Raw genomic sequence first — 26,269 nt, 5'->3', positions numbered from 1 at the left:
TGTTTCACGTGAAACACCGCTCCTTTGTCTTCCGGGGCGTGCGCTACTTCACCGGGGTCAGGCAGAGCACCATGTTGGTGTCGGCACGCTTCCGGCGGTGCACGCTCTTGACGTAGGCCGACTCTCCCTGGGAGCACACCGTCGGGTCCGAGGTGTCGTTGTGCACGGTGCTCACCTTGTACTGGGCTTCCGAGGCACCGCAGTCCACCACCTTGAGGCCGTCGTCGAGTGAGCTGCTGGACTTCTGCACACAGTCGCCGGCCTCGGCGTTCTCCGCATCGTCCAGGCTGGTGATCCAGAAGACCGCGAAGACGATCACCGCGATGACGAGCCCGATGGCCTTCAGGACCGCCTTGGGGGATCGGCGTTTGGCCGGCTGCGGCGGAGGCATGGGAGCCCCGCCGTGCATGGCGGGCTGCTGCGGCTGGGGAGCCATCGGGTAACCCGGCGGCGGCTGCTGTCCGTACGGAGCCTGCGGCTGCGGCGGGTAGGCGTAGCCCTGGGGCTGGCCATAGGGGGCCTGCGGTGCTTGCGGCGGCTGCGGATACGGACCCTGGCCGTACGACGGCTGTCCGTAGGGCGCTTGCCCGTAGGGCGGTGGTGCGTAAGGTGCCTGGCCGTACGGATTCTGGCCCTGAGGCGTGGTCATGGGTTCCCCCGATATTGATGTGTACAGGCTCGTGCTGAACGCCCGTAAGGTACCCGGTCCCCGTACGCCCCGCCGCAGGGACCAGGGGTGCTCCGCGGCGAGGGGACGTCGCCTAACCGCGCGCCGAGCGGACCGCGGCCATGGCGATCAGCGCGTAGAGCACGGTCACCACGCCGAGCAGGGTGGCGGACCGTCCGTCAGGAGGCAGCATGAGGGCCGCGACCGCGGCAGCTCCCACGAAGGCGACATTGAAGAGCACGTCGTAGAGGGCGAAGGACCGGCCGCGGAAGGCGTCATCGACCGTCGACTGGACGATCGTGTCGGTGGAGATCTTGGTGCCTTGGGTGCTGAGACCGAGTACGAACGCGGCGGCCAGCATGGGACCCGGCGTGAAGAACAGCCCGAGGGAAGGCAGCAGCACCGCGCTCAGTGCCGCACAGCCCGCGATCCAGCCGAACGCGGTGAATCGCGCGACCGCCCAGGGAGTGACGAGGGCGGCCGAGAAGAACCCCGCTCCGGAGACTCCGACGGTGATCCCGAGCAGCGCCAGGCCCTCGGACTCGGTCTCGGCCCAGGAGTACCGGCACAACATCAGCACCATCACCGTCAGCGCCCCGTAGCAGAAACGCATCAAGGCCATCGCGATGAGTGCGTGGGCCGGGGTGCGCCGCTCGGCGAGATGGCGCAGCCCTTCCCGCAGCCCGCGCACGGTGCTCAACAGGGCTTCTCGCAGGTGGGGTTGGAGGCGTGCGGGGTCGGGGCCGAGCAGCTGTGGGCCCATCCGCAGAGCGGTCAGGGCCGAACAGAAGTAGAAGCCCGCGGCGAGCAGCACGACGAAGGCGTCCACATCCGAACCGGCCAGCCGGACCGCGAAGGCGAGCCCGCCGCCCGCCGTCGCGGCGAGCGTGCCGGCGGTAGGGGTAAGGGAGTTGGCCATGACCAGCTGCTCCTGACCGTCGACCACGCGCGGGAGGGCGGCCGAGAGCCCGGCCAGGACGAAGCGGTTCACGGCGGTCACGGAGAGCGCCGAGGCATAGAAGAGCCAGTCGGGGGCCTGCGACACGATCAGCGTCGCGGTGGCCAGGGACAGCAGGGCGCGCAGCAGATTGCCGTACAGCAGGACCTGACGGCGCCGCCAGCGGTCGAGCAGCACGCCGGTGAACGGTCCGAGGAGGGAGTACGGCAGCAGCAGGACCGCCATGGCGGAGGCGATGGCCGCGGGCGATGTCTGCTTCTCGGGCGAGAAGACGACGAAGGCGGCGAGCGCGACCTGGAACACTCCGTCGGCCGCCTGGGACAGGAGCCGTGCGGCGAGGAGCGAACGGAAGTCGCGTAGCCGGAGTAATACGCGAAGGGCGCGCACAGCATGCATGAGGCACAGCCTCACACAGCCCGCAGGCCCCCGGGCGGAACACCCGGGGGCCTGCGGAAGGGGCGTGCGTCGAGCGGCTCAGCGCTCGACGTCGCCGTTGATGAACTTCTCGACGTTCACCCGTGCCTCGTCGTCGAAGTACTGCACCGGCGGCGACTTCATGAAGTACGAGGAGGCGGAGAGGATCGGGCCACCGATGCCGCGGTCCTTGGCGATCTTCGCGGCGCGCAGGGCGTCGATGATGACACCCGCGGAGTTCGGGGAGTCCCAGACCTCCAGCTTGTACTCCAGGTTCAGCGGGACGTCACCGAAGGCGCGGCCCTCAAGGCGGACATAGGCCCACTTGCGGTCGTCCAGCCAGGCCACGAAGTCCGAGGGGCCGATGTGGACGTTGTCCTCACCCAGCTCACGGTCCCGGATCTGGGAGGTGACGGCCTGGGTCTTGGAGATCTTCTTGGACTCCAGGCGCTCGCGCTCCAGCATGTTCTTGAAGTCCATGTTGCCGCCGACGTTGAGCTGCATCGTGCGGTCCAGGATGACGCCCCGGTCCTCGAAGAGCTTGGCCATCACACGGTGCGTGATGGTGGCGCCGACCTGCGACTTGATGTCGTCACCGACGATCGGGACACCGGCCTCGGCGAACTTGTCCGCCCACTCCTTGGTGCCGGCGATGAAGACCGGGAGGGCGTTGACGAACGCGACCTTGGCGTCGATGGCGCACTGGGCGTAGTACTTCGCGGCGTCCTCGGAGCCGACCGGGAGGTAGCAGACCAGCACATCGGCCTGGGTGTCCTTGAGGACCTGGACGACGTCGACCGGGGTCTCGGGGGACTCCTCGATGGTCTGGCGGTAGTACTTGCCCAGGCCGTCGTGGGTGTGACCGCGCTGGACCTGCACGCCGGCGTTCGGCACGTCGCAGATCTTGATGGTGTTGTTCTCGCTGGCGCCGATGGCATCCGCGAGGTCGAGCCCGACCTTCTTGGCGTCGACGTCGAAGGCCGCCACGAACTCGATGTCACGCACGTGGTAGTCGCCGAACTGCACGTGCATGAGGCCGGGCACACGGCTCTTCGGGTCGGCGTCCTTGTAGTACTCGACGCCCTGTACCAGCGAGGCGGCGCAGTTGCCCACGCCGACGATGGCTACGCGAACCGAACCCATTCCGGTTGCTCCCTGTGTTCTCGATGAGGCTCTGCAGGGCAGAGCCTCATGTGGTGGTGTCATCGGACGGGTCCGGCCGGGAACCACCCCGGTGCCGGGGCAGGCCGCCCGTATCTCCTGACTGGTTCTTCTTGTCCTGCGCTGTGGAACCCGCGGGGCGCTGATCGCGCCCGGCGCGCTCACTCTCGATGAGTTCGTTCAGCCAACGGACTTCGCGCTCCACGGATTCCATACCGTGCCGCTGCAGTTCGAGGGTGTAGTCGTCCAGCCGCTCGCGGGACCTGGCCAGGGAGGTACGCATCCTCTCCAGGCGCTCCTCCAGCCGACTGCGGCGGCCTTCCAGCACGCGCATCCGTACGTCCCGCGAGGTCTGGCCGAAGAAGGCGAAGCGGACACCGAAGTGCTCGTCCTCCCACGCATCCGGCCCGGAGTGGGCGAGCAGCTCCTCGAAGTGTTCTTTGCCGGCAGGTGTCAATCGGTAAACGATCTTGGCTCGGCGCCCTGTCAGAGCCGCGGCGGGTACGCCCTCCGGGGCGCCGTCCGTCTCCTCGATCAGCCAGCCGCTCGCGACCAGCGCCTTGAGGCAGGGGTAGAGGGTGCCGTAGCTGAACGCACGGAAGACCCCGAGCGAGGTGTTGAGCCGTTTGCGCAGCTCATAGCCGTGCATCGGGGACTCGCGGAGCAGACCGAGGACGGCGAATTCGAGGATGCCGGAACGTCGGCTCATCCTCCGCCTCCTTGGTCCGGTGCGCTCTTTATGTCGTGCTGATGTATCGACTCGATACATCCAGACGATAGAACGGCCACCTGGACGGAACAAGAGGGGGCACGGTGAACGGCATCACATCACCGAATCGTTCTCATCAACCTGACTGATTTGGAGTGAATTTCGACACTGGGCAGGTTTTGGCCCTGCGTAGTCTGTGCGGCATGCAGACTGCCGGGAACCGTGGGCCGATATCTGGCGTCCTCGTCCTCGGTGTAGTGCGGCCCGCGCCTCAGGAGCGGGTCGTGCATCGGGGGGACCTGAAGACAACTGCCGCCTTCAGGCGACGAGAAAGCGCGCCTGCCCGAGGAGTATTCGTTCCATGAGCGAGCACCGTCGCAAACCGCCACAGCCGCAGAGTGGCGGACGTGCCGCGGCCCGACGCGCCGCACAGCAGCCACCGGGGCGCCGTGCCGCCCCTTCCCGTGGCTCCGCTGCCGGTCCTGCCTCTCACTCCGAGCCGCCCGGCCACGAGCCGCGGCAGGGTGGGCGTGCCGACGCCCGCAGAGCCGCCCAGCGAGGTGGCCGCCGGCGGTCGTCCGATGCCGCGATGGCCTCGGGTGACGGCGCCGGGGGCCGTGGTGGCGGTGGCCGTCGAGGCGGTGGCGGCGGTGGTCCCGAGGGAGGCCGCGGCCGTGGCCGCGGTGGCGGGAAGCCTGACAAGAAGCGGTTCATCGACTACCCGCGGGCCGGCCGCGTGGGCTGGCGGCGCTTTGTGCCGTCGTGGAAGCAGGTCACCACCCTGTGCGTCGGATTCATAGGGTTGATCGTCGGTGTCTCCGGTGTCGCGCTGGCCGTGGTGAACGTGCCCAGCGAGAGTGACGCCGCCAAGTCGCAGAACAACGTCTACCTGTGGTCTGACGGCAAGGTCATGGCGCGTGACGGTGAGACGAACCGGCAGAACGTCACGATCGACGAGATTCCGCGCGAGATGCAGAACGCGGCGATCGCCGCGGAGAACGCGGATTTCCGGACGGACAAGGGTGTGGACCCGATCGGCATCGCGCGTGCCCTGGGCAAGATGGCCCTGGGTGGCGAGACGCAGGGCGGATCGACCATCACTCAGCAGTACGTGAAGAACGCGATGCTCTCCCAGGAGCAGACCCTTGACCGCAAGTTCAAGGAGCTGTTCATCGCGATCAAGGTCGGCTGGACGAAGAGCAAGCCCCAGATCCTCCAGGGGTATCTGAACACCAGTTACTACGGCCGTGGCGCGTACGGGATCCAGGCAGCGGCTCAGGCGTACTACGGAATCGACGCCGAAAAGCTCAACGCGAACCAGAGCGCCTTCCTGGCCAGCTTGCTCAAGGGCGCCGACCTGTACGACCCCGCGGGCGGTACCAGCCCGGGAGCGACGCGGGCGGCGAACACCAAGCGCGTCAAGGGGCGGTGGTCCTGGATTCTCGACCGGGAGGTCGAGAACCACCTCATGTCCAAGGCGCAACGGGAGAAGTACCGCGGGCACTTCCCCATGCCGCAACAGCCGAAGCCGGTGGCCAGCAAGAGCGGTCAGATCGGCTACATGATGGACACCGCGAAGAAGTACGTGCTGAAGCGCTCGGGTCTCACCCAAGCCCAGTTCGACAAGGGCGGCTACACGATCCACACGACCTTCAACTCGAAGAAGACCAGCCAGCTGGAGAGGTCGGTCAAGAGGGTCAACAAGGAGTACATCGACCCCGAAAAGCGGGCGAAGGATAAATTCGTCCAGTTCGGCGGTGCCTCCGTGGTGCCGGGAGACGGCAAGATCGTCGCCCTGTATGGCGGTGAGGGCTACGACAAGGGTCACTTCAGCAACAACGCGGACACCCTCGGTGTGCCGGTCGGTTCGACCTGGAAGCCGTTCGTGCTCGCGGCGGCGATGAAGTACGGAACGGCCAAGAGCAATGGGGTGCCGGTCAGCCAGGACAGCCGGTACAACGGTGACGATCACCTCAGGGTGAAGGACGCCGAGGGAGCTTTCGTCAAGAGGCGGGACAATTCGTTCTTCTATCAGGAGAACGAGAGCAACCACCCATGGGGCTACATCCCGTTGACCAAGGCGATGGAGCAGTCCGTCAACACTCCGTTCGTGCAGCTCGGCATGGATGTCGGGATGTCAAAGGTGCGGGACATGGCGGAGGCCGCGGGCATCTCGAAGGACAGTTTCGACAAGAACCTGAACCCGTCCTTCGCGCTGGGCACCTCCACACCGAGCGCGATTCGTATGGCCGATGCCTATGCCACGTTCGCCCAGTCCGGGACGAAGGTGGAGCCGTATTCGGTGACCAAGGTGACGTTCAGGGGCGAGGACATGCAGGGCTTCGAGAAGCCCACGACTGAGACGGCGATGAGTCCCAACATCGCCAACAACGTGACCAAGGTGCTGCAGAACGTCATCGAGAACGGCACGGCGAAGGACGCCAAGCGGCTGAACATGCCGGCGGCGGGCAAGACCGGTACCACCGACGAGAACAAGTCGGCCTGGTTCGTCGGCTACACCAAGCAGCTGTCGACGGCCATCACGATGTTCCGTGAGGATGCCGGGAATCCCCGCCAGCTGTCGATGAACGGTGTCGGTGGCTTTGACTCGATCCATGGTGGTGCGCTGCCCACCGAGGTGTGGACCGAGTACATGCTGCAGGCGATGAAGGGCGTCACCCCGGAGTCCTTCCCGCCGGCCACGCCCATCGGGCAGCGGTTTGACCAGGAAGGCATGCCGACGCCGACGCCGACTCCCACGCCGTCGGAGAAGCCGTCGGAGAAGCCGTCGCAGTCCCCCAGCCAGTCCGCTCCCCCGACCAACTCTCCGAGCCCGACCCCGACGGACAGCTGCTCCCCCTGGGATCTGAACTGCCGGAACAACGGCGGGGCCGGCAACGGCGGGGGCAATGGAAATGGCGGCGGTGCCGGTGGTCCCGGCGGCGGCCCCGGAGGCACGAGTCCGTCGCCTGAGACGCCGGATCCGACAGACGGTGGAGGCTGGCTCGGCGGCCCGACTGGCTGACCGTTTCACGTGAAACCCGCTGAGAGTTTCACGTGAAACGTGGAGCAACGAAGCCCCCGCCCGGATCATCCGGGCGGGGGCTTCGCCGTCTTCCTCCCACGGCCGTACGGCAGGATGGGGCCATGACGAGCGTGCGACGGGACGATCCGGTACGGCCGACGAAGCGGGATGAGGTGGCGGCGGCCGGCAGCGAGCTGATCGGTGGGCCGATCGGCCGACACGCACTGCTCGGGACGCACTGGCTGACGCCGGTGCGGATCATCGCGCTCGTCGCCATCGGCATGTTCGCGCTCGGCATGGTGCAGAAGCTGCCCTGCTACAACGGCGGCTGGTTCTTCGGCGCCACGAGTCAGTACACGCACGCCTGCTACTCCGATATCCCCCACCTCTATGCCGGGCGGGGCTTCGCCGATGGCCTGATCCCGTATTTCGACCGACTGCCCGGCGACATGGAGTATCTCGAATACCCCGTGCTCACCGGTGTCTTCATGGAGGTCGCCTCCTGGACGACTCCGCACGGCGGGGGAATCCAGCACCGCGAACAGATCTACTGGCTGGTCAACGCCGGCCTGCTGATGATCTGCGCCGCTGTCGTGGCGGTGTGTGTGGCCCGCACCCACCGCCGCCGCCCCTGGGACGGCCTCCTGGTCGCCCTGGCCCCCGCGTGCGCTCTCACCGCCACCATCAACTGGGATCTGCTGGCGATCGCCCTGACGGCCGCCGGGATGCTGATGTGGTCACGCAGCCGCCCGCTGGCGGCCGGCATCCTCATCGGACTGGCCACCGCGGCGAAGCTGTACCCGGTGCTGCTGCTGGGCCCGCTGCTGGTGCTGTGCTGGCGTGCCGGCGCCTGGCGCGCGTACCGGAGGGCGCTGACCGGTGCCGTCGTGTCCTGGCTCGTAGTGAACCTGCCGGTGATGATCACGCACGATGCCGCGGGCTTCCACATCCGGGAGGGCTGGGCGAAGTTCTACACCTTCAGCCAGGAGCGGCCCATCGACTTCGGTTCGATCTGGCTCCTGATCTCGCAGCGCACCGGGAACTCCCTGGAGAACGCCAATACCTACGCCACGCTGCTGATGATCGTGGGCTGTGGCGCCATCGGCCTGCTGGCGCTCTACGCACCGCGCCGGCCGCGTTTCGCGCAGCTCGCGTTCCTCGTCGTCGCGCTGTTCATCCTCACCAACAAGGTCTACTCGCCGCAGTACGTGCTGTGGCTGACCCCGCTCGCCGCGCTGGCCCGGCCGCGCTGGCGGGACTTCCTGATCTGGCAGGCCTGCGAGGTCATGTACTTCCTCGGGATCTGGCAGTACCTCGCCTACACCGGGAGTGGCGACAAGCACCAAGGACTGCCGACGGAGGGCTACCAACTCGCCATCGCGCTGCACCTCTTGGGCACTCTCTACCTGTGCGCACTGGTCGTCCGGGACACTCTGCTGCCGGAGCGCGATGTGGTCCGCAGGGACGGGGACGACGATCCCTCGGGCGGAGTCCTGGACCGCAGCCCCGATGTGTTCGTGCTCGGACGGGCCCACCAACGGCCCCGGCACGCGGTGCAGTTCCAGGCGACGCCGCAGGTGCGCTGGGGCGGCGTACGGGACTGAGCCGCCCGCGTCGGCAATGCACCGGGCCCGGTGCCGCAGAGGAGGTCTGCGGCACCGGGCCCTTGGTGTGTCTACGCCGTGGCTCGGCCGGCTCAGCGGTCCACGAGGCGGTCGAACTGCGTGGTGGTGTGCCGCAGATGGGCCACCAGCTCCTCGCCGACCTGCGGCTGCGGGGCATCTCCCGGCACGAACAGGATCGACACCTGCATATGCGGGGGCTCCGCGAACCAGCGCTGCTTCCCGGCCCACACATAGGGCGCGAGATTGCGGTTCACGGTGGCCAGCCCGGCCCGCGCCACGCCCTTGGCGCGCGGCATCACCCCGTGCAGCGCCTTGGGCGACTCCAGCCCGACGCCGTGCGAGGTGCCGCCCGCGACCACGACCAAGTACCCGTCGGAGGCCGCCTTCTGCTGGCGGTAGCCGAAGCGCTCGCCCTTGGCGACCCGGGTGACATCGAGCACCGAACCGCGGTACTCGGTGGCGTCATGGTCACCGAGCCACAGCCGGGTACCGATCCGCGCGCGAAAGCGCGTCTGGGGAAACTGCTGCTGGAGACGGGCGAGCTCATCGGCCTTGAGGTGGCTGACGAACATCGTGTGCAGCGGGAGGCGGGCGGCGCGGAGCTGGTCCATCCAGCCGATGACCTCATCGACCGCGTCGGACCCGTCGGCGCGGTCCAGCGGCAGATGGATCGCGAAGCCTTCGAGCCGGACGTCCTCGATGGCCGTGGCCAGCTTCGGCAGGTCTTCCGGCTTGACGCCATGGCGCTTCATGCTGCTCATGACCTCGATGACGACCCGCGCCCCGACCAGTCCGCCCACGCCCTCGACCGACGACACCGAGCGGATCGCCCGGTCCGGCAGCGGTACCGGCTCCTCGCCGTGGCGGAACGGCGTCAGAACGAGCAGATCGCCGCTGAAGAAGTCCTTGATGCGGGCCGCCTCGTAGGTCGTTCCGACCGCGAGGATGTCGGCACCGAGGCGGGCGGCCTCGTCGGCGAGGCGCTCATGGCCGAAGCCGTAGCCGTTGCCTTTGCAGACCGGGACCAACCCGGGGAACTGCTGGAGAACGCTCTGCTGATGCGCCCGCCAGCGCGCGGTGTCGACGTAGAGGGTGAGCGCCATGGCCGAGCCCGGAACCTTTCTCGTTACTGGTGTCTCAGGGGACGAACGTGCGGTGGAGCGTCAGCGGCGCGCCATGTAGAGGTCGAACGCCTTGTGCAGAAGCTTGTTGAGCGGGAAGTCCCACTCACCGAGGTACTCCGCCGCCTGCCCGCCCGTGCCGACCTTGAACTGGATCAGGCCGAAGAGGTGGTCGCTCTCGTCGAGCGAGTCGCTGATGCCGCGGAGGTCGTAGACCGTGGCGCCGATCGCGTAGGCGTCCTGCAGCATCTTCCACTGCATCGCGTTGGAGGGCCGGACCTCACGGCCGATGTTGTCCGAGGCGCCGTAGGAGTACCAGACGTGCCCGCCGACGACGAGCATCGTGGCGGCCGACAGGTTCACGCCGTTATGGCGGGCGAAGTACAGCCGCATACGGCCGGCGTCCTCGGCGTTGAGGGCGTTCCACATGCGCTGGAAGTAGCCGAGCGGACGCGGCCGGAACTGGTCACGCACCGCGGTGATCTCGTAGAGACGCTGCCACTCGGCCAGGTCGTCGTAGCCGCCCTGGACCACCTCGACACCGGCCTTCTCGGCCTTCTTGATGTTGCGGCGCCACAGCTGGTTGAAGCCCTTGTGAACCTCTTCCAGCGAACGGTCGGCCAGCGGCACCTGGAAGACATAGCGGGGCTGCACATCGGCGAAGCCCGCGCCGCCGTCCTCGCCCTGCTGCCAGCCCATACGGCGCAGCTTGTCGGCCACCTCGAAGGCGCGCGGCTCGATGTGGGTCGCCTCGACGTCCCGCAGCCGCTTGACGTCCGGGTTCTGGATGCCGGCCTTGATCGCCGGGGCGTCCCAGCGGCGGATGATGACCGGCGGGCCCATCTTCACGGTGAAGGCGCCCTGCTGCTTGAGATGCGCGAGCATCGGCTGCAGCCAGTCCTCCAGATTCGGCGCGTACCAGTTGATGACCGGGCCCTCGGGGAGGTACGCCAGGTAGCGCTTGACCTTGGGTACCTGGCGGTAAAGGACCAGTCCGGCGCCGACCATGTCGCCGCTGGGGTCGAACCAGCCCAGGCTCTCCGAACGCCATTCGGCCTTCACGTCCGCCCAGGCAGGGACCTGCATGTGGCTGGCCGAGGGCAGACTCTGGATATATGCCAGATGCTGCTCTCGGCTGATGGTCCTCAGGGTCAGGCTCATGCGGGGCGCTCCTCGGCAGGTGTGTCCCCATGGTCGGGGCTCCGGCTCTCGCGCCGAAGCCTACTGTGACCGTGGAGCGCCCCGTCTGGGCCATACGGGCTGGGGCCCCGTATGGCGCTCGGCTAGCCGATGAGACCGCCGAAGAGGCCGCCGTGTGCCAGGCCGAGGTAGAAGCCCACGGCCGCCGCCCCGAGGCCGATGATCAGCAGAAAACGTTCGCCGGTTGTCGACGAGATGAACTGGCCCCATAGGCCGGTACCGATGCCGATCAGACCGACCCAGGAACTGATCAGGTGCAGGCTGGGAGAGAGCGAGGTGAAGATGGCGATCGCGCCGAGTACCACGGTCACAATGGCGAAGGTGTTCTCGACGGGATGGTCCTTGCCGTCGCTGTTGAGAAGCGAGAGCAGACTGCGCTGGGTCCGTGCCTGTGCCATGCGGCACCTCCGATGACAAGGCGGCGCACTGTAACGCCGCTCACACCCGTTGTGTTCCAGATTGCGGGGTGGAGCGGTCGGATTTCAACCGGAAGGCCTCAGGCAGGTACTCTGTACGGTCTGCGCCTATGTCTGTCCGGAGCACCGGACGGGCCGGGTGCGGAACGCATACGACCCTCCTGCCACGGAACGACCGTGGCCGCTGAGTCCAAAGGAGGTGGGTTCTACATGCGTCACTACGAGGTGATGGTCATCCTCGACCCCGATCTCGAGGAGCGCGCTGTCTCCCCGCTGATCGAGAACTTCCTCTCCGTCGTCCGTGAGGGCAACGGAAAGGTCGAGAAGGTCGACACCTGGGGCCGTCGTCGTCTCTCTTACGAGATCAAGAAGAAGCCCGAGGGCATCTACTCGGTCATCGACCTGCAGGCCGAGCCTGCGGTCGTCAAGGAGCTCGACCGTCAGATGAACCTGAATGAGTCGGTCCTCCGGACCAAGGTCCTCCGTCCCGAGACCCACTGAACGCGTCAGCGTCCAGCGGTAACCGGGTTCGAGTAGCAGCAACACCAGCAGCCAGCAGCACACCCGCCGAGAGGTTCCCCTAATGGCAGGCGAGACCGTCATCACGGTTGTCGGCAATCTTGTCGACGACCCCGAGCTGCGCTTCACCCCGTCCGGTGCGGCGGTCGCGAAGTTCCGCGTCGCGTCCACTCCCCGCACTTTCGACCGTCAGACCAATGAGTGGAAGGACGGCGAGAGCCTGTTCCTGACCTGCTCGGTGTGGCGTCAGGCGGCGGAGAACGTCGCCGAGTCCCTGACGCGGGGTACCCGCGTGGTCGTCCAGGGCCGCCTCAAGCAGCGGTCGTACGAGGACCGCGAGGGCGTGAAGCGCACGGTCTACGAGCTCGACGTCGAGGAAGTGGGCGCGAGCCTCAAGAACGCCACGGCCAAGATCACCAAGACCAGCGGTCGTGGTGGCCAGGGCGGCGGCGGCTTCGGCGGCGGTCAGCAGGGCGGCGGCCAGGGTGGCGGCGGCTGGGGCGGCGGCCCCGGCGGCGGCCAGCAGGGCGGCGGTGCTCCTGCCGACGACCCGTGGGCGACCGGCGGTCCGGCCGGCGGTGGCCAGCAGGGTGGCGGCGGCGGTGGCTGGGGCGGTAGCTCCGGCGGTGGCTACTCGGACGAGCCGCCCTTCTAGGTCGTACAGCCGGTCCGGCCGCGCGCTCGTTTCACGTGAAACAGCGCCGCGCCACGGCCGGCGGCCTTGAGGGCGTCAGCACAAACTTCTTGAACTCATTGGAGAGAGATAATGGCGAAGCCGCCTGCTCGCAAGCCTAAGAAGAAGGTTTGCGTGTTCTGCAAGGAGAAGATCTCCTACGTCGACTACAAGGACACGAACCTGCTGCGGAAGTTCATCTCCGACCGCGGCAAGATCCGTGCCCGCCGGGTCACCGGCAACTGCACTCAGCACCAGCGTGACGTCGCCACGGCCGTGAAGAACAGCCGTGAGATGGCGCTGCTGCCCTACACGTCCACCGCGCGATAAGGGAAGGGTGACCGAATCATGAAGATCATCCTCACCCACGAGGTCTCCGGCCTCGGCACCGCCGGCGACGTCGTTGACGTCAAGGACGGGTACGCCCGTAACTACCTGGTCCCGCGTGGTTTCGCGATCCGCTGGACCAAGGGTGGCGAGAAGGACGTCGAGCAGATCCGTCGCGGTCGCAAGATCCGCGAGATCGCCACGATCGAGCAGGCCAACGAGATCAAGGGCCGGCTTGAGGGCGTCAACGTGAAGCTGGCCGTCCGTGCCGGCGACGCGGGTCGCCTGTTCGGCTCCGTCACCCCGGCCGACATCGCCTCGGCGATCAAGGCTGCCGGTGGTCCGGACGTCGACAAGCGTCGGGTCGAGCTCGGTTCGCCGATCAAGAGCCTGGGCGCGCACCAGATCTCCGTGCGTCTGCACGCCGAGGTCGTCGCGAAGCTCGGCGTCGAGGTCATCGCCGCGTAATCGCAGTACCCAGCCGAAGGGCCGCATCCCGTCACCGGGGTGCGGCCCTTCGCCGTGTGCGGAGTGCGGACGGACCGCGTCAGTCCTCGTCCTGGGCGCGTTTGTAGAGTGCGGCGATGTCGTCGTCGAAGTAGGCGGCATAGGAGACATCGTCCTCGTCGCCGCCGCCTTCGTGGCCGCCCAGGACGCCGATGACCGTGCCGGTGTGGCTCTTGGGGTCGTAGTCGGCGAGCCAGGGGCTGCCGCTCGTACCGCCCTCGAAGTCGGTGCACCGGATGCGCAGCTGGGTGTTGCTGAACTTCGTGGTGCGGTTCTGGCAGGAGATCGGGGTCTCGCGGCTGGTGGGGTAGCCGGTGATCTTGACCTCGTTGTGGTAGCCGCGGTCGATCCCGAGGGTGTTTCCGCCCAGGACGTCCTGGATCTGCTTGCCCTCTTTCTTGTCGAGGACGAGGAAGGCGACGTCGAGATCTTCGTCGTTGGACTCGGCCCAGCGGTTGTCGAGGACCACCTTCCTGACCTTCCACAGGCCGGTGGGCTCATCGCCGTTGCGGTAGTCGGGAGCGAAGACCAGGTCGTTCACCGGGGTTTTGCCGTCGCTGTCGAAGGCACAGTGCGCCGCGGTGATGAGCATGTTCCGGCCCGGACTCTGCACCACGCTCGCCGTGCAGAAGTGGTCGCCGGTGTCGTCCTTCTCGAAGACCGCACCGACCCGGGCGTTCTGCTCGGTCCGGCGCGGGGTGTACGCACTGCCGTCATCGGCCGGGGCGGTCGCGGCGGGGTCCTGGTCCTGGGGGTCCTGGCCCGCCTCGCCGGACTTGCCGAAGCTGCTGCGGCCACCGCTGCCGCTGCTGTCCCAGTGGGTTTCCTCCGTGTCGTAGCCCACCACAGCAGCAGCCACGGTGACGACAAACGTCAGGGGCAGCACGGAATTCCTGGCAAGCGAGCGCACAGGGTCATTATCGACACGCGGTGCGTGTTACGGGAGATACTTCAACGCGAGGCTCCGGTCACAATCCACCGGCCTGAACGCGTGCGCAGCCACAGGGTCAGCATCCGCACCGTCATCATCAGGGCCATCGCCCACCACAGGGCGACCAGTCCGCCGCCGAGCAGCGGGACGGCCAGCGCCACCGGTGCGAACAGGGCCAGCGTCACGACCATGGCCCAGGCGAGATAGCGGCCGTCCCCCGCCCCCATCAGCACGCCGTCGAGGATGAAGACGATGCCGGAGACCGGCTGGGTCACGGCCACGACCAGGAGCGTGGTCAGCAGCGGGCCCTGCACGGCCGGGTCGGCGGTGAACAGCGGGATGAACAGCGGGCGGGCGAGCGCGACCAGCACACCGAGGACCAGGCCCGCGGCGACGCCCCACTGGACCATGCGACGGCAGGCGGCCCTGGCGCCCTCGCGGTCCCCCGCGCCGAGGTAGCGGCCTATGATGGCCTGCCCGGCGATGGCGATCGCGTCCATCGCGAAGGCCAGCAGGGACCACAGCGTGAGGACGATCTGGTGGGCGGCGATCTCCGCGTCGCCGAGCCGGGCGGCGACGGCGGTGGCGATCATCAGCACCGCGCGCAGCGAGAGCGTACGGACCAGCAGCGGCACGCCCGCCTGGGCGGAGGCCCGGATGCCCGCGGCGTCGGGACGCAGTGTGGCCCCGTGCCGTCGGGCGCCGCGGACGACCACGACGAGGTAGGCCGCGGCCATCCCGCACTGGGCGAGGACCGTGCCCCAGGCGGAGCCGGCGATGCCGAGGCCGGCGCCGTAGACCAGGCCGATGTTGAGTGCGGCGTTGGCGGAGAAGCCGCCGACGGCGACATAGAGCGGGGTCCGGGTGTCCTGGAGGCCGCGGAGCACGCCGGTGGCGGCGAGCACGACGAGCATCGCGGGGATGCCGAGTGCGCTGATGCGGAGGTAGGTCGTGGCGTACGGTGCGGCGGTGCCGGAAGCGCCGAAGGTCTCGACGAGCCAGGGGGCGGTGGGCAGCACCGCCGCGATGACCGCGGCGCCGAGCAGCAGGGCGAGCCAGATGCCGTCCATGCCCTGGCGGATGGCGGCGGGCAGGTCGCCGGCGCCGACCCGGCGGGCGACCGCGGCGGTGGTGGCGTAGGCGAGGAAAACGAAGACGGAGACGGCGGTGGTCAGCAGGGCGGCCGCGACACCGAGGCCGGCGAGCTGGGGCGTGCCGAGGTGGCCGATGACGGCGCTGTCGACCATGACGAAGAGCGGCTCCGCGACCAGCGAGCCGAAGGCGGGCAGCGCGAGGGCGATGATCTCGCGGTCATGGCGGCGGCCGGTGCGGCGTGCCGGCGCGGGGGCCTGGGTCATGCGCGCAATCTAATCTTCCACAGGTAAGAGATGCAAACCCTGTGCAGTCCTTACTTTCCGCTGTGTGGAGTCGTCTCCCCTGTGCCGTTTGTCGTGATCTTGAACGGCTGGCGGAAGTTTTTCTTCCCCACAGGCTATGGATGAGGAAAGCGCAGGTCAGAGGCTTGGTGGTGGGGTGATTGTGTGCTTGTCCACAGAAGTTTCCCCCGGGCCGTGCACAGGATCCGGGGAGTTCTCCACAGCTGAGGGGCGGTCATCCACATGGCCTGTGGATAACCAGATTGGCGGACGGTGCCCACGGGCCTACCGTGGTCCGGCACCCGCCGCCTGTTCCGGCCTGAGAAATCGTCCGAACTCGACGCGCCGTAACCGGAGTCGGGCGTCTCGATTGTCAGAGCTGTGCCGTAAGAAAGAACAGCACAGCAAGGTCCGCGCCGCGGACGGGAGGAGGTGCCGGGGTGAGCATTCCCGAGCCCATGGAAGACCCCTGGGCGGACTCCGGTCCCAGCGACCTGCTGCCGGCCGCCCGCTCCCGGCGGGGCGAGGGCAAGGGCCGCGGCCGCGGCGACCGGCAGGACCGCGACGACGACGGTGGCGGCGGCTCCTGGAACGGCGGCTTCGAGCGCGTCCCTCCGCAGGACCTGGACGCCGAGCAGTCCGTGCTCGGCGGCATGCTGCTGTCCAAGGACGCCATCGCGGACGTCGTCGAGGTCCTCAAGGGCGAAGATTTCTACCGCCCCGCCCATGAGCTGGTCTACCAGGCGATCCTCGACCTCTACGCCAAGGGCGAGCCGGCCGACCCGATCACCATCGCCGCGGAGCTCACCAAGCGCGGCGAGATCGCGCGGGTCGGCGGCGCCTCGTATCTGCACACCCTCGTGCAGTCCGTACCGACCGCCGCGAACGCCGAGTATTACGCCGAGATCGTCCATGAGCGTGCCGTGCTGCGCCGCCTGGTCGAGGCCGGCACCCGTATCACGCAGATGGGATACGCCGCGGACGGCGATGTCGACGAGATCGTCAACAGCGCCCAGGCGGAGATCTACGCCGTCACGGAGCAGCGGACCAGCGAGGACTACCTCCCGCTCGGCGACATCATGGAAGGCGCCCTCGACGAGATCGAGGCGATCGGCTCCCGCCAGGGACAGATGACGGGTGTGCCGACGGGCTTCACCGACCTGGATTCCCTGACCAACGGCCTGCACCCGGGCCAGATGATCGTGATCGCGGCCCGTCCCGCCATGGGTAAGTCGACCCTCGCGCTGGACTTCGCGCGGGCCTGCTCGATCAAGAGCAATCTGCCGAGCGTGATCTTCTCGCTGGAAATGGGGCGCAACGAGATCGCGATGCGTCTGCTGTCCGCCGAGGCGCGGGTCGCGCTGCATCACATGCGCTCCGGCAGCATGACGGACGAGGACTGGACGCGGCTGGCGCGCCGGATGCCGGATGTCTCCGCCGCGCCCCTGTACATCGACGATTCGCCGAACCTGTCGATGATGGAGATCCGCGCGAAGTGCCGCCGGCTCAAGCAGCGCAATGAGCTCAAGCTGGTCGTCATCGACTATCTCCAGCTGATGCAGTCCGGCGGCTCGAAGCGCGCCGAGAGCCGTCAGCAGGAGGTCTCGGACATGTCCCGAAATCTCAAGCTGCTGGCGAAGGAGCTGGAGCTCCCCGTCATCGCGCTCTCCCAGCTGAACCGTGGCCCCGAGCAGCGCACGGACAAGAAGCCGATGGTCTCCGACCTCCGTGAATCCGGGTCGATCGAGCAGGACGCGGACATGGTCATCCTGCTGCACCGCGAGGACGCCTACGAGAAGGAGTCCCCGCGCGCCGGTGAGGCCGACCTGATCGTGGCCAAGCACCGTAACGGCCCCACGGCCACGATCACGGTGGCCTTCCAGGGCCACTACTCGCGGTTTGTGGATATGGCGCAGACGTAAGCGGGCGGTTTGTAGGGTCTCAAATCCAGCTTCATAATCTCAGCGCCAGCTGCATATGGATGGCATTTATGCAGCCATCATGAGACTCGCAGCTCGGAGCGTTCACTCTTCCGGGTGGCGTGAGGGGCGACCTCTCCATGCGGGGAGCGAACGCTGACACCTTGGCTACGCGGGCAGACACTCGTGGGCTTGGGGGTGTGGTGGACGTCGCTGCGACGGTGAGTATCCGTCATCAACGTGGTGCTCTCTTAGAGGACCGAGACTGGCGTACGGTGCCTGCCGACCTCCTACAGTCGGCTTGTCCGTGGCGGACGTTCCGCTGGCACAAGGGCCAGAAGCACTACTCAGGCACTTACTGGTCGGCGACGATGCGCGATCACGTGATCTACGAGTCGCGACTGGAGCTGTCGCGGTTGCTCTTCGCCGATTTCGACCCTGCCGTACGCGGCATCGTGGCCCAGCCCTTCTTGCTGAAGACGGTGTTGGAGGGGAGGGGCCGTCGGCACATACCGGACTATCTCCTCCTCACCGAGCAGGTACCGGTCGTCGTCGACGTCAAGCCGCTGCATCGGTTGTCCAAACCAGAGGTGGCGATCACCTTCGATTGGACCCGGCAGGCGGTGGAGTTGCGGGGATGGAAGTACGAGGTTTGGAGCGAGCCTCCGGCCGTGGAGCTGGAGAACATCCGGTTCCTGGCGGGCTACCGACGGGACTGGCTGTTCAGCCCCGAGGTCCTGGAAGACCTTCGGGGAGTCGAGCTCGATGGTGTCTCTCTGAGGCAGGCCGCGCGCTGTCTACCGGATCGTCCGGAGTCCCAAGTCTGCTCCGCCATCCGTCATTTGCTCTGGAAGCAGTCTCTCGTTACCGACCTCAATCGGCCGCTCGGCCCTTCACACGTTCTGAGGTGGGTGGCATGAGTAGAGCAGGGGCTCGGGTCGGGGTCGGTACGCGCTTCCACTACGACGGGGAATCCGTCGAGGTGGTGGAGATGGCCGCGACCACGGCAGGCAACGAAGTGGTCCTGAAGGATGGCCGGGGGCGATTGCTGCGGCTGTCAATCAAGGAACTTCTGTTCTCGGACCGTGCCGCCGTCAGTCCAGACGGCTCGGGACCGTCAGCTGACGACGACGAGGAGATCGCTTCGGTCGTACTTGGGCAGCTCGACAGCTCTGCACGGGCGAAAGTCCTTGAACGCGCTGAGCACGTCCGGGAGGTTCTGACGGGATACCGGTCTGGAACTCCGGAACTGGCACGCGATGGTGAGCCCCGACCGGACTATCGCCCAGAGCGACCGTGGGAGGCGCGATACACGGCAAAGGCTGCTGAGCTGGGGGTATCACCTCGTGCCGTGAAGCAGTGGGTCTCTGATTTTCGTCGTGACGGAGAGGCCGGGCTTGCGCCGAAGAAGACAACAGAAAGACCCCACTCAGGAGTTGATGATCGTTGGGTGGAGACCGCGGTGGAAGTGATGGTCGAGCACACCGACCAGTCGCGCCCGTCGCGGACGATGGTGATCGAGCGGACCCGGGCTCGGGTGATCGCGCGGTTCGGCGAGGGGGTGGTGCCGCAGCCGAGTCGGGCGACGGCGTTCCGCCTTCTGGAGGAGCTGGAGCGACGCCATCCGCTGTTCCGGCTGAGTACGAAGCGGAACCGAGATATTGCGGATCGGCCGGAGGGTCCGTATGGCAAGCTGCGGCCGACGCGGCCGGGTGAGTACCTGCTGATGGACTCCACCCGCTTGGACGTCTTCGCGTTCGACCCGCTGACGCTGAAGTGGGTGCAGGCCGAGTTGAGTGTCGGGATGGACTGGTACTCCCGCTGCATCACGGGGATCCGGCTGACGCCGGTCTCGACGAAAGCGGTGGATGTCAGCGCGGTGCTGTTCCAGTCGTTTCGGCCGCGGCCGGCGGGGCGGGACTGGCCGCGGCACGCGGTCTGGCCCGAGCACGGCATCCCCCGCACCGTCCTGGTCGACGTCGAGGGTGCCACCGGACCAGGGCTGGCCTCGCCTCCACTGGTTCCCGAGACGCTGGTCGTCGACCACGGCAAGGTCTACGTCTCGGAGCATCTGACCAGTGTCTGCCGACGGATGGGCATCTCCATCCAGCCGGCCCGACTGCGGACGGGCCGCGACAAGGGGCCGGTCGAGCGCTACTTCCGGACACTTCGGGAAGGGCTGCTGCAGGTGCTGCCCGGCTACAAGGGACCCGACATCCACTCGCGAGGCGAGAGCCCGGAGGACGACGCGTTCTTCTTCCTCGACGAGCTTGAGGCGATCATCCGGGAGTGGACCGCGACGGTCTATCACTGCCGGCCGCACTCCAGCCTGGTCGATCCGGGCCTTCCGGGACTGCGGATGTCCCCGGCGAAGATGTTCGAGCACGGCATGTCCCGCGCCGGATACATCGAGGTCCCCCGGGATCGCGATCTCGCGTTCGAGTTCTTGCAGACGAAGTGGCGCACGGTCCAGCACTACGGGGTCGAGATCGGCCGCCGCCGCTACAGCGGCCCCGGTCTGCCCGAGCCGGGAGTCCGCAGCCCCTACGACAGTCCGGTCAAGAATGGCTGGCCTTTCCAGGTGGACCCCGACGACATCACCCGGATCTACTTCCGTGATCCGGCTACGCGGGCCTGGCACACGCTGGTCTGGGAGCATGCGCCGTCGGCCGAGATGCCGCTGAGCGAGGACGCGTTGGCGTTCGCCCGGCAGCTGGCGGCCTCGAAGTATCGCTTTCCCGATGACCGGCTTGCCGTCGCTGATTTGTTGGAGCGGTGGAATCTCGGCCTGGGCACCACGATCGCCGAGCGGCGCATGGCGCTGCGGCTCTCGCGGGAGCAGGCCGCTATCGAGCTTCCGGAGAGCGAGTCGGAGACGGTCGTCTCGCTTCCGTCCGTACGCAAGGCCCTCGGCCACTACGAGCAGACGGCGGAACTGCGGGAGCCCGACGCGGTGACGGAGACGGGGGATGACGACGAGGCTGATCTGGAGGATCTCGCCAAGGAGGACGACTTCTACGCCGATGCACTGGAGGACGTGTGAACGACGGCAGCGTTCCGCATCCGGGCAATCTTGCCTTGTCCCGGAAGGAAGACTTCAAGGCGTTCGCCGAGAGCCCTCGCCGCAGCCGGCCCGACCTACTGACCCGAAAACAGCTGAAGTCCCTGCCCACGCAGGCGCGGGAGGACTACGACCGCCAGCGCCGGCAGTGGCACGCGAACATCGGCCCGGTCAAAACCCCGCAACTGACAGAGCTCCATGAAGACCTATGGGACATCGTCGACAGCAACGAGCAGGATGGCGACAAGGCCAAAGGGGCGGTGGCCATCGACGCGTTCCCGGGGCTGGGCAAGACGACCTCCGTGCTGGCCTTCGCACGGGACTTCCACCAGCGTGAGATCGAGGAATCAGGCACGTTCACGAGCCAAGGGCACGAGCGGATCCCCGTCTGCCGGGTCGGACTGACCGGGAACACCGGAATGAAGGATCTCAACCGGGCCATGCTGGAGTTCTTCGGCCACCCCGGACAGATGCGGGGCACCACCGCCCAGTTCGGACGGCGGGTGCTGGACTGCGTGTTGTCCTGCGATGTCCGTCTGGTGGTTCTGGATGATCTGCACTTTTTGAAATGGGGACAGAAGAGCGGCATCGAGGTGAGCAATCACCTGAAGTGGATCGCCAACGAGTTCCCGGTGACGTTGCTGATGGTGGGGGTCGAGCTCGCGAAGAAGGGGCTGTTCGGCGAAGGAACAAACGGGCGCGACACCGCTCTGGCCCAGACCGGCCGCCGCACCACCCGCCTCGGGCTTCGTCCGTTCACCATTGATGCGGAGGCCGGCCGTCGGGAATGGCGGCAGATGCTGCTGGCCCTCGAACAGCGCGTCGTGCTCACCGACAAGCATCCCGGCATGCTCGCGGACGATCTGTCGGGCTACCTCTTCGCCCGCAGCACCGGACACATCGGCTCGCTGATGACGCTGATCAACCGCAGCTGCCAGCGGGCGGTCCGCACCGGCGCCGAACGTCTTGACCAGGAGCTCATGGACCGGGTGAAGAACGACGAGGCATCCGAGGCTGCCCGCCTCGAACTTCAGGCCGCGCTGGAGAAGAAACGGCTGACCAGCCGCCCGCGGCCCCGGACCCGACGACCCGCATGAGAACGCCTGCCCGCACCCTGCCGATCCGGCTGCCTCCACTGCCCGGCGAGGCCCTGGACTCATGGCTGGAGGCGACGGCCAGACGGATGGACACCGCACTCGGTGATGTCCTACTGCACTTCGGCTTCCCGGTCAGGCACCGGGCCGGAAACCAGTTCAAGGGCATCCCGGCAGACTGGACGATCGTCCTCGACGAACAGCAGATCAATGCCCTCGCGCGCGCCACCGGGACGCCCCCGGAAGCAGTCGCTGCCCTGACCCTGGCGCACTACGACGGACGGGCCCTCCACATGAGTACCGGAGGCCGGGCCGTGTCACGGCACGTCCTTTGGGGCCGCGGAGGGGGATCCCGGTTCTGCCCGGAGTGCCTTCTTGCCAGTGGCGGGCGATGGCAATTGTCCTGGAGGCTCGGGTTCTCCTTTGCCTGCACCCAGCACCGCAGACTACTGGCGGACTGCTGCCCGCACTGCGGGAGGGTGCCGCGCCAGCGGCCCCGTTCCGGCCGGTCCGTCCCCCGGCCTGAACTCTGCGGCAATCCACCGACCCGCCCCGCCCGCCCGTTCTCGGCTGGCTGCGGCACCGATCTGACCCGCGCTTCGACGCTTCTCCTGCCTCCTGGCCATCCTGTTCTCACGGCGCAGGACCGAGTGATAGAGATCATCGACGGGGCAACAGCTGCCTTCGGCCCATACCGGACCTCTCCCCAGCCGGCATCGGCGGTACTGGCGGACATCCGGGCCCTGGGCATCCGCGTCCTGAGCGACCTGCCCGCGGCTGTCTTACGGGAACGGATCCCGGCTGATATCGCAGAAGCGCACCTCAGCACCGATCCGGTCTCCCCGCACACGGGACAGGCGACGGAACGTCCGGGGTTCATGGCCCCGCCCCGAGCCGCGGACACATCCGTCGCGGTCACCATGGCCCTGAGCATCCTGGAGCAACCAGGAATCCACCCGGCCGGCGAGGCCCTGCGGGGCCTGCTGGAAGCAGTACGCGAGGAACTCACGCAGATCTCGGCGACCAGCATTGACAGCTGGGGCAGGGGAATCAGCCCGGCGCTGCAGTCCGTGCACCTGGCCGCCCTCGCCCCTTCCCTCCGCCCCAGCGAATACGTCCGCTACCGCATCACGACCGAGACCCCCCGCCGGCCGACCAGGACCACTCAGGGCATCGAGCAGCGAGCCAGGAAGATCCCCACGATGTTCTGGCCGTCCTGGACGGTCCGGCTCACACCACCTGAAGGAATCCATGCGCGGGCTCTGGCCCCCGTTCTCGCCGCCCTGCTGCTGATTCCCGACAGCCGCACATCCCTGGACCAGGCTGCCGAGCTGATCGGCGACACCATCGACGGCATCGAGGTCTCACGTCTCCTTCAGGAACTCAACGCCCTTCCGCAATGGCCGGACATCGTCACCGCCCTGGACCGGCTCACCGGCCACCTCGATGCCAACAGCACCCCCATCCACTACGGCCGGCGCCGACTCCTGGACTACACCGGCCTGCTTCCTCATGCCCGCTGGCTGGAGATCTGCCGCTACACCGGAACACCACCGGGAACCGGACGGCGCGAACGCATCGCACGCAGCCAGCTCTTCCAACGTCTCAGCGGCCTGCCCGCCGAGTCTGTCCCCGACGCCCTGGGTGGACTCGACAGCGCAGAGTTCCGGGCAACGGCCTTGCGGTTCAACGCGCTTCAGACCTCCGAACTTGTGCACGCCCTCCGGCAGGAAGCTCTCGCCTTCCTGGCCTCGCACCACATCCACAACGAGCCCGTTACCTGGCAACCTCCCACTACCTTGCTGGCAGGGCTCTCCCTTCCCGGCCCCGACCCGGCGCACGTCGACCTACCCCGCCTGCACCAGCTCGTCCGAGAACGTCAGCACCCCGTTCAGCACGCAGCCCAGGTCCTGGGCACGACCGTCGAGGCCATCCGACATGCTCTCGACGAACATCCAGCCCCCGCACCCCCGCTGACAAAGAACGCCGCCAGAGCCACTGGCCGCATCCGGCAGCAAGCCCGGCAAGCCATTCCGGCAGAACGCTTCACCCAGCTCTACCTCGACGAACGGCGGTCCCTCCAGCAGATCGCCACCCTCACCGGCTTCTCCCGCAGAGTGCTGACCGACCTCGCCAAGGAGTACCGCATCCCGCTCCGCGGGCCCCAGGACCACAAGCGCCGCGGCACCATCGAACGGGACTGGCTCATCGAGCAATACGTCCGTCGCCGCCGGACCCTGCCCGACCTCGCTCGCGAAACCGGGATGAGTCCCGCGAACATGGCCCGCTGGGCTCACATCCACAACATCCCCCTCCGCCCCCGCGGCGGAGCTAGCCACCACAGCACTCTTCGCACCGCCGACGAAGCAGAGGCTCTTCCCGCTGTCCTTCGCAAAGCTCTCACCGGCCCATACGCACGGCAACGACTCGCGCGGTTCCTGGCAGTCCAGCCCTATCCAACCCTCACTGAAGCAGCCCAAGACCTCGGCATCCACCAGTCCGCTCTGGTGGCCCAGATCAACCGTCTCGAAGATGACCTGGGACAGCCTCTCTTCGAGCGAGCAGAGCGCGGCAGGGCTATGAAGCTGACCCGATTCGGGAAACGCGTAGCCGCAGCTGCTCAGCTCATCAAAGAATGACCCGATCAGTGTTGCGGAGTCTCCGCAGTTCGAAAGGAGAGCATGTGGGCAATTACCAGAGCGAGATCAGCCCGAGCGTGATCACCGGGCTGGAGGAAAAGGTCTCGAAGGGCAACTACGGCAGGTACCTAAAGAGGCTTACCTTGCGGACGGTCCGCGGCTTCACCGACCGCACTGTAACCTTCGACTTCCCCGTCACTGCTGTGGTCGGGCCGAACGGGGGAGGCAAGAGCACGGTACTCGGTGCCGCTGCGCTGGCCTACAAGAGCGTTCTGCCCGGGCGGTTCTTTGCCAAGAGTGGCAAGCACGACGCAAGCATGCAGAACTGGTCGATTGAGTACGAGATCATCGACAAGTCACTGAGTACCCGGGGCCCGATATCGCGCACCGCACGTTTTAAGACCTACAGGTGGAGTCGGGACTCCGTACTTGACCGCGAGGTCAGGGTCTTTGGGGTTGATCGCACCGTCCCGGCCGCTGAGCGAGCGAAGTTCAAGAAGGCCGCGACCTCGGCGTTCGCCGCACTCAAGGAGGTAGCGCTGCCTCCAGAGGTTACGGCGCACGTCGCGAGGATCCTAGGCAAGCCGATTGAAGGATTCCAGCAGCTCTACATTGATGCGGCTGGCAGCGTCACTCTGTTCTCTGGCCGTACACACAAGGACGTCGAGTACTCCGAGTTCCATTTCGGTGCGGGTGAGGCCAGTGTGATCCGGATGGTTGCCGAGGTCGAGTCCGCCCAGGACGGCTCAATGATCCTGATCGAGGAGATTGAGAATGGCCTCCACCCAGTAGCCACGCGGCGCATGGTTGAGTACCTCATCGGCGTCGCGAAGCGCAAGGGTTGCCAGGTCATCTTCACGACCCATTCCAACGACGCGCTTGCGCCACTGCCGTCGAAGGCCATCTGGGCGGCCTACAACGGAGACGTGCTCCAGGGGAAGCTCGATGTCCGCGCCCTGCGCACAATCACGGGCCAGATTCATGCCAAGCTCGCGATCTTCGTCGAGGACAACTTTGCAGAGATGATGGTCACCACGGCTCTGCGTGTTCATGGCGGAGTCGAGCTAGACGCCGTGAAGGTGCACGGCATGGGCGGAGCCGACCCAGCGATCAAGGTCAACCACCAGCACAACATAGACCCGACCAGGCAGTTCACATCGGTGTGCATCCTCGATGGTGATCAAGCGGGGCGTGAGAGTACGAGCGATCTGATCTTCCTTCTCCCGGGAGACAGCTCACCAGAGGCACACGTTATTGGCCGCATCCTGGAACGCCTCGACACAGTTGCAGCCAAGCTCGCTCTCCGCTTGCAGCTGACCGTGCATCAGCAGGAATGGGTCAAAGATGTAGTAAGAACCCGCGCCCTGACCAATTGGGACCGACACGTCATCTGGGAGCAGATCGGCGCAGATCTTGACTTTCTTGCGGGCAGCATCGTGGCAGGCGCCTTCCTGGCCACGTGGGCTGAAGAGTTTCCCGAAGAGGTCAGCCAACTCGTTGACGGTCTTGGGGATCTCCTCCCGCGACGCGAGTAGCTGCGTCGCGGGTGTGGACTACACGGCCCGGCCCTCGTGAAGCTGCCGGCGGGTACATGCCCCGGCGGCAAGTACCTGGGGTGCGCCCCCGAACGAGATCCCTGGCAGATGCTGTCAGGGATCTCGTTCGTGCGGGAGGAATCGGCCAGTAGCCCAGCCGCTCGATCCTCAACGCCGCTTTACAGCAAAAGACAATCCGGCGTTCCCCCTATCGCTGCTGAAGCCACCAGACGGACCCGCCGACGATGGCGCTGCCGACGGCACCGGCGATTCCACGAATGAATACGAGTGTTGGGTCACCGGCGTGAGTGGTCACAGCATCCAGCGGTATCTCGCAGGCGCAGTCATTCCAGAGGACGACACCATCAACTCGCTCCTGGCCCTAGTTTCTG

21 protein-coding genes and 1 pseudogene are annotated in these 26,269 nt (G+C 67.0%); 13 read left to right on the top strand and 9 right to left on the bottom strand.

Features of this window, described 5'->3' with window-relative positions; all coding sequences use genetic code 11:
- Positions 1-43: 43 nt before the first annotated feature.
- The 4 genes from STRTU_RS17550 to STRTU_RS17535 form a co-directional block, all read right to left on the bottom strand.
- Positions 44-649 carry an LppU/SCO3897 family protein gene (locus STRTU_RS17550; RefSeq protein ID WP_174878880.1) on the bottom strand — a complete coding sequence of 202 codons (606 nt, stop codon included), beginning with the start codon at positions 647-649 and terminating at the stop codon, positions 44-46.
- A 112-nt stretch (positions 650-761) separates the two neighbouring features.
- Complete coding sequence (locus tag STRTU_RS17545) at positions 762-2,021, bottom strand: MFS transporter (protein WP_159744437.1); 1,260 nt, start codon at positions 2,019-2,021, stop codon at positions 762-764.
- A gap of 78 nt (positions 2,022-2,099) precedes the next feature.
- On the bottom strand, positions 2,100-3,182 hold the full coding sequence (locus tag STRTU_RS17540; protein ID WP_159744435.1) for an inositol-3-phosphate synthase: 1,083 nt from the start codon (positions 3,180-3,182) through the stop codon (positions 2,100-2,102).
- A gap of 46 nt (positions 3,183-3,228) precedes the next feature.
- A complete protein-coding gene (locus tag STRTU_RS17535) occupies positions 3,229-3,909 on the bottom strand; it encodes a PadR family transcriptional regulator (protein WP_159744433.1) in 681 nt (226 codons plus the stop codon).
- Positions 3,910-4,270: 361 nt separating this feature from the next.
- Here STRTU_RS17535 and STRTU_RS17530 point away from each other — a divergent pair, with 361 nt between their 5' ends.
- Together STRTU_RS17530 and STRTU_RS17525 are read left to right on the top strand one after the other, a co-directional pair.
- Positions 4,271-6,934 (top strand): transglycosylase domain-containing protein, encoded by a 2,664-nt coding sequence (locus STRTU_RS17530; protein WP_371873609.1) that lies wholly within the window; start codon positions 4,271-4,273, stop codon positions 6,932-6,934.
- 122 nt (positions 6,935-7,056) lie between these two features.
- Entirely contained in the window at positions 7,057-8,538 is a 1,482-nt protein-coding gene (locus STRTU_RS17525) for a glycosyltransferase family 87 protein (protein WP_159744429.1), read from the top strand.
- A gap of 92 nt (positions 8,539-8,630) precedes the next feature.
- Here STRTU_RS17525 and STRTU_RS17520 read toward each other — a convergent pair whose 3' ends face one another.
- The 3 genes from STRTU_RS17520 to STRTU_RS17510 form a co-directional block, all read right to left on the bottom strand.
- Positions 8,631-9,662 carry an alanine racemase gene (locus tag STRTU_RS17520; RefSeq protein ID WP_159744427.1) on the bottom strand — a complete coding sequence of 344 codons (1,032 nt, stop codon included), beginning with the start codon at positions 9,660-9,662 and terminating at the stop codon, positions 8,631-8,633.
- A gap of 60 nt (positions 9,663-9,722) precedes the next feature.
- A complete protein-coding gene (locus STRTU_RS17515) occupies positions 9,723-10,841 on the bottom strand; it encodes a lipid II:glycine glycyltransferase FemX (protein WP_159744426.1) in 1,119 nt (372 codons plus the stop codon).
- A gap of 122 nt (positions 10,842-10,963) precedes the next feature.
- Positions 10,964-11,278 (bottom strand): hypothetical protein, encoded by a 315-nt coding sequence (locus tag STRTU_RS17510; protein WP_159744424.1) that lies wholly within the window; start codon positions 11,276-11,278, stop codon positions 10,964-10,966.
- A 228-nt stretch (positions 11,279-11,506) separates the two neighbouring features.
- Between STRTU_RS17510 and rpsF the strand changes: the two genes are divergently transcribed.
- The 4 genes from rpsF (at position 11,507) to rplI (ending at position 13,283) form a co-directional block, all read left to right on the top strand.
- The gene (rpsF, locus tag STRTU_RS17505) at positions 11,507-11,797 is read left to right on the top strand and encodes a 30S ribosomal protein S6 (RefSeq protein ID WP_006604399.1); all 291 of its coding nucleotides are present in this window, start codon (positions 11,507-11,509) and stop codon (positions 11,795-11,797) included.
- An 82-nt stretch (positions 11,798-11,879) separates the two neighbouring features.
- Entirely contained in the window at positions 11,880-12,470 is a 591-nt protein-coding gene (locus STRTU_RS17500) for a single-stranded DNA-binding protein (RefSeq protein ID WP_018092120.1), read from the top strand.
- Positions 12,471-12,581: 111 nt separating this feature from the next.
- A complete protein-coding gene (gene rpsR / locus STRTU_RS17495; protein ID WP_003978893.1) occupies positions 12,582-12,818 on the top strand; it encodes a 30S ribosomal protein S18 in 237 nt (78 codons plus the stop codon).
- 18 nt (positions 12,819-12,836) lie between these two features.
- Positions 12,837-13,283 (top strand): 50S ribosomal protein L9, encoded by a 447-nt coding sequence (gene rplI / locus STRTU_RS17490; RefSeq protein ID WP_159744422.1) that lies wholly within the window; start codon positions 12,837-12,839, stop codon positions 13,281-13,283.
- A gap of 79 nt (positions 13,284-13,362) precedes the next feature.
- Here rplI and STRTU_RS17485 read toward each other — a convergent pair whose 3' ends face one another.
- Together STRTU_RS17485 and STRTU_RS17480 are read right to left on the bottom strand one after the other, a co-directional pair.
- A complete protein-coding gene (locus STRTU_RS17485) occupies positions 13,363-14,232 on the bottom strand; it encodes a trypsin-like serine peptidase (protein WP_159744421.1) in 870 nt (289 codons plus the stop codon).
- A gap of 41 nt (positions 14,233-14,273) precedes the next feature.
- Positions 14,274-15,611, bottom strand: a complete 1,338-nt coding sequence (locus STRTU_RS17480) for an MATE family efflux transporter (RefSeq protein WP_159744419.1) — start codon at positions 15,609-15,611, stop codon at positions 14,274-14,276.
- A 476-nt stretch (positions 15,612-16,087) separates the two neighbouring features.
- Between STRTU_RS17480 and dnaB the strand changes: the two genes are divergently transcribed.
- From dnaB to STRTU_RS17445, 7 genes and pseudogenes are all read left to right on the top strand, one after another.
- Positions 16,088-17,551 (top strand): replicative DNA helicase, encoded by a 1,464-nt coding sequence (dnaB, locus tag STRTU_RS17475; RefSeq protein WP_159747027.1) that lies wholly within the window; start codon positions 16,088-16,090, stop codon positions 17,549-17,551.
- 272 nt (positions 17,552-17,823) lie between these two features.
- Positions 17,824-18,468 carry a TnsA-like heteromeric transposase endonuclease subunit gene (locus STRTU_RS17470; protein WP_246240691.1) on the top strand — a complete coding sequence of 215 codons (645 nt, stop codon included), beginning with the start codon at positions 17,824-17,826 and terminating at the stop codon, positions 18,466-18,468.
- Positions 18,465-20,591 (top strand): helix-turn-helix domain-containing protein, encoded by a 2,127-nt coding sequence (locus STRTU_RS17465; RefSeq protein ID WP_159747025.1) that lies wholly within the window; start codon positions 18,465-18,467, stop codon positions 20,589-20,591. The genes STRTU_RS17470 and STRTU_RS17465 overlap by 4 nt, the downstream gene beginning before the upstream one ends.
- A complete protein-coding gene (locus tag STRTU_RS17460) occupies positions 20,588-21,706 on the top strand; it encodes an AAA family ATPase (RefSeq protein ID WP_159744417.1) in 1,119 nt (372 codons plus the stop codon). Before STRTU_RS17465 ends, STRTU_RS17460 begins: the two co-directional genes overlap by 4 nt.
- Positions 21,703-22,143, top strand: a pseudogene (locus STRTU_RS17455) (TniQ family protein); the annotation flags it as partial. The gene STRTU_RS17460 and the pseudogene STRTU_RS17455, both read left to right, overlap by 4 nt.
- Positions 22,144-22,353: 210 nt before the next feature.
- On the top strand, positions 22,354-24,342 hold the full coding sequence (locus tag STRTU_RS17450; protein WP_269777466.1) for a LysR family transcriptional regulator: 1,989 nt from the start codon (positions 22,354-22,356) through the stop codon (positions 24,340-24,342).
- A 44-nt stretch (positions 24,343-24,386) separates the two neighbouring features.
- Complete coding sequence (locus STRTU_RS17445) at positions 24,387-25,877, top strand: ATP-dependent nuclease (protein ID WP_218039310.1); 1,491 nt, start codon at positions 24,387-24,389, stop codon at positions 25,875-25,877.
- The last annotated feature ends 392 nt before the right edge of the window (positions 25,878-26,269 follow it).

The organism is Streptomyces tubercidicus, assembly GCF_027497495.1.
In the GTDB taxonomy this organism is placed as follows: Bacteria; Actinomycetota; Actinomycetes; order Streptomycetales; family Streptomycetaceae; genus Streptomyces; species Streptomyces tubercidicus.
Note: the sequence above shows the minus strand (reverse complement) of the source record. Positions and strands in the feature narration are given on the sequence as shown.

Excerpts from the sequence above, each read along its gene's own strand:
- STRTU_RS17550 (WP_174878880.1), bottom strand. The coding sequence starts at position 649 with ATGACCACGCCTCAGGGCCAGAATCCGTACGGCCAGGCACCTTACGCA.
- STRTU_RS17545 (WP_159744437.1), bottom strand. The coding sequence starts at position 2,021 with ATGCATGCTGTGCGCGCCCTTCGCGTATTACTCCGGCTACGCGACTTC.
- STRTU_RS17540 (WP_159744435.1), bottom strand. The coding sequence starts at position 3,182 with ATGGGTTCGGTTCGCGTAGCCATCGTCGGCGTGGGCAACTGCGCCGCC.
- STRTU_RS17535 (WP_159744433.1), bottom strand. The coding sequence starts at position 3,909 with ATGAGCCGACGTTCCGGCATCCTCGAATTCGCCGTCCTCGGTCTGCTC.
- STRTU_RS17530 (WP_371873609.1), top strand. The coding sequence starts at position 4,271 with ATGAGCGAGCACCGTCGCAAACCGCCACAGCCGCAGAGTGGCGGACGT.
- STRTU_RS17525 (WP_159744429.1), top strand. The coding sequence starts at position 7,057 with ATGACGAGCGTGCGACGGGACGATCCGGTACGGCCGACGAAGCGGGAT.
- STRTU_RS17520 (WP_159744427.1), bottom strand. The coding sequence starts at position 9,662 with ATGGCGCTCACCCTCTACGTCGACACCGCGCGCTGGCGGGCGCATCAG.
- STRTU_RS17515 (WP_159744426.1), bottom strand. The coding sequence starts at position 10,841 with ATGAGCCTGACCCTGAGGACCATCAGCCGAGAGCAGCATCTGGCATAT.
- STRTU_RS17510 (WP_159744424.1), bottom strand. The coding sequence starts at position 11,278 with ATGGCACAGGCACGGACCCAGCGCAGTCTGCTCTCGCTTCTCAACAGC.
- rpsF (WP_006604399.1), top strand. The coding sequence starts at position 11,507 with ATGCGTCACTACGAGGTGATGGTCATCCTCGACCCCGATCTCGAGGAG.
- STRTU_RS17500 (WP_018092120.1), top strand. The coding sequence starts at position 11,880 with ATGGCAGGCGAGACCGTCATCACGGTTGTCGGCAATCTTGTCGACGAC.
- rpsR (WP_003978893.1), top strand. The coding sequence starts at position 12,582 with ATGGCGAAGCCGCCTGCTCGCAAGCCTAAGAAGAAGGTTTGCGTGTTC.
- rplI (WP_159744422.1), top strand. The coding sequence starts at position 12,837 with ATGAAGATCATCCTCACCCACGAGGTCTCCGGCCTCGGCACCGCCGGC.
- STRTU_RS17480 (WP_159744419.1), bottom strand. The coding sequence starts at position 15,611 with ATGACCCAGGCCCCCGCGCCGGCACGCCGCACCGGCCGCCGCCATGAC.
- dnaB (WP_159747027.1), top strand. The coding sequence starts at position 16,088 with ATGGAAGACCCCTGGGCGGACTCCGGTCCCAGCGACCTGCTGCCGGCC.
- STRTU_RS17465 (WP_159747025.1), top strand. The coding sequence starts at position 18,465 with ATGAGTAGAGCAGGGGCTCGGGTCGGGGTCGGTACGCGCTTCCACTAC.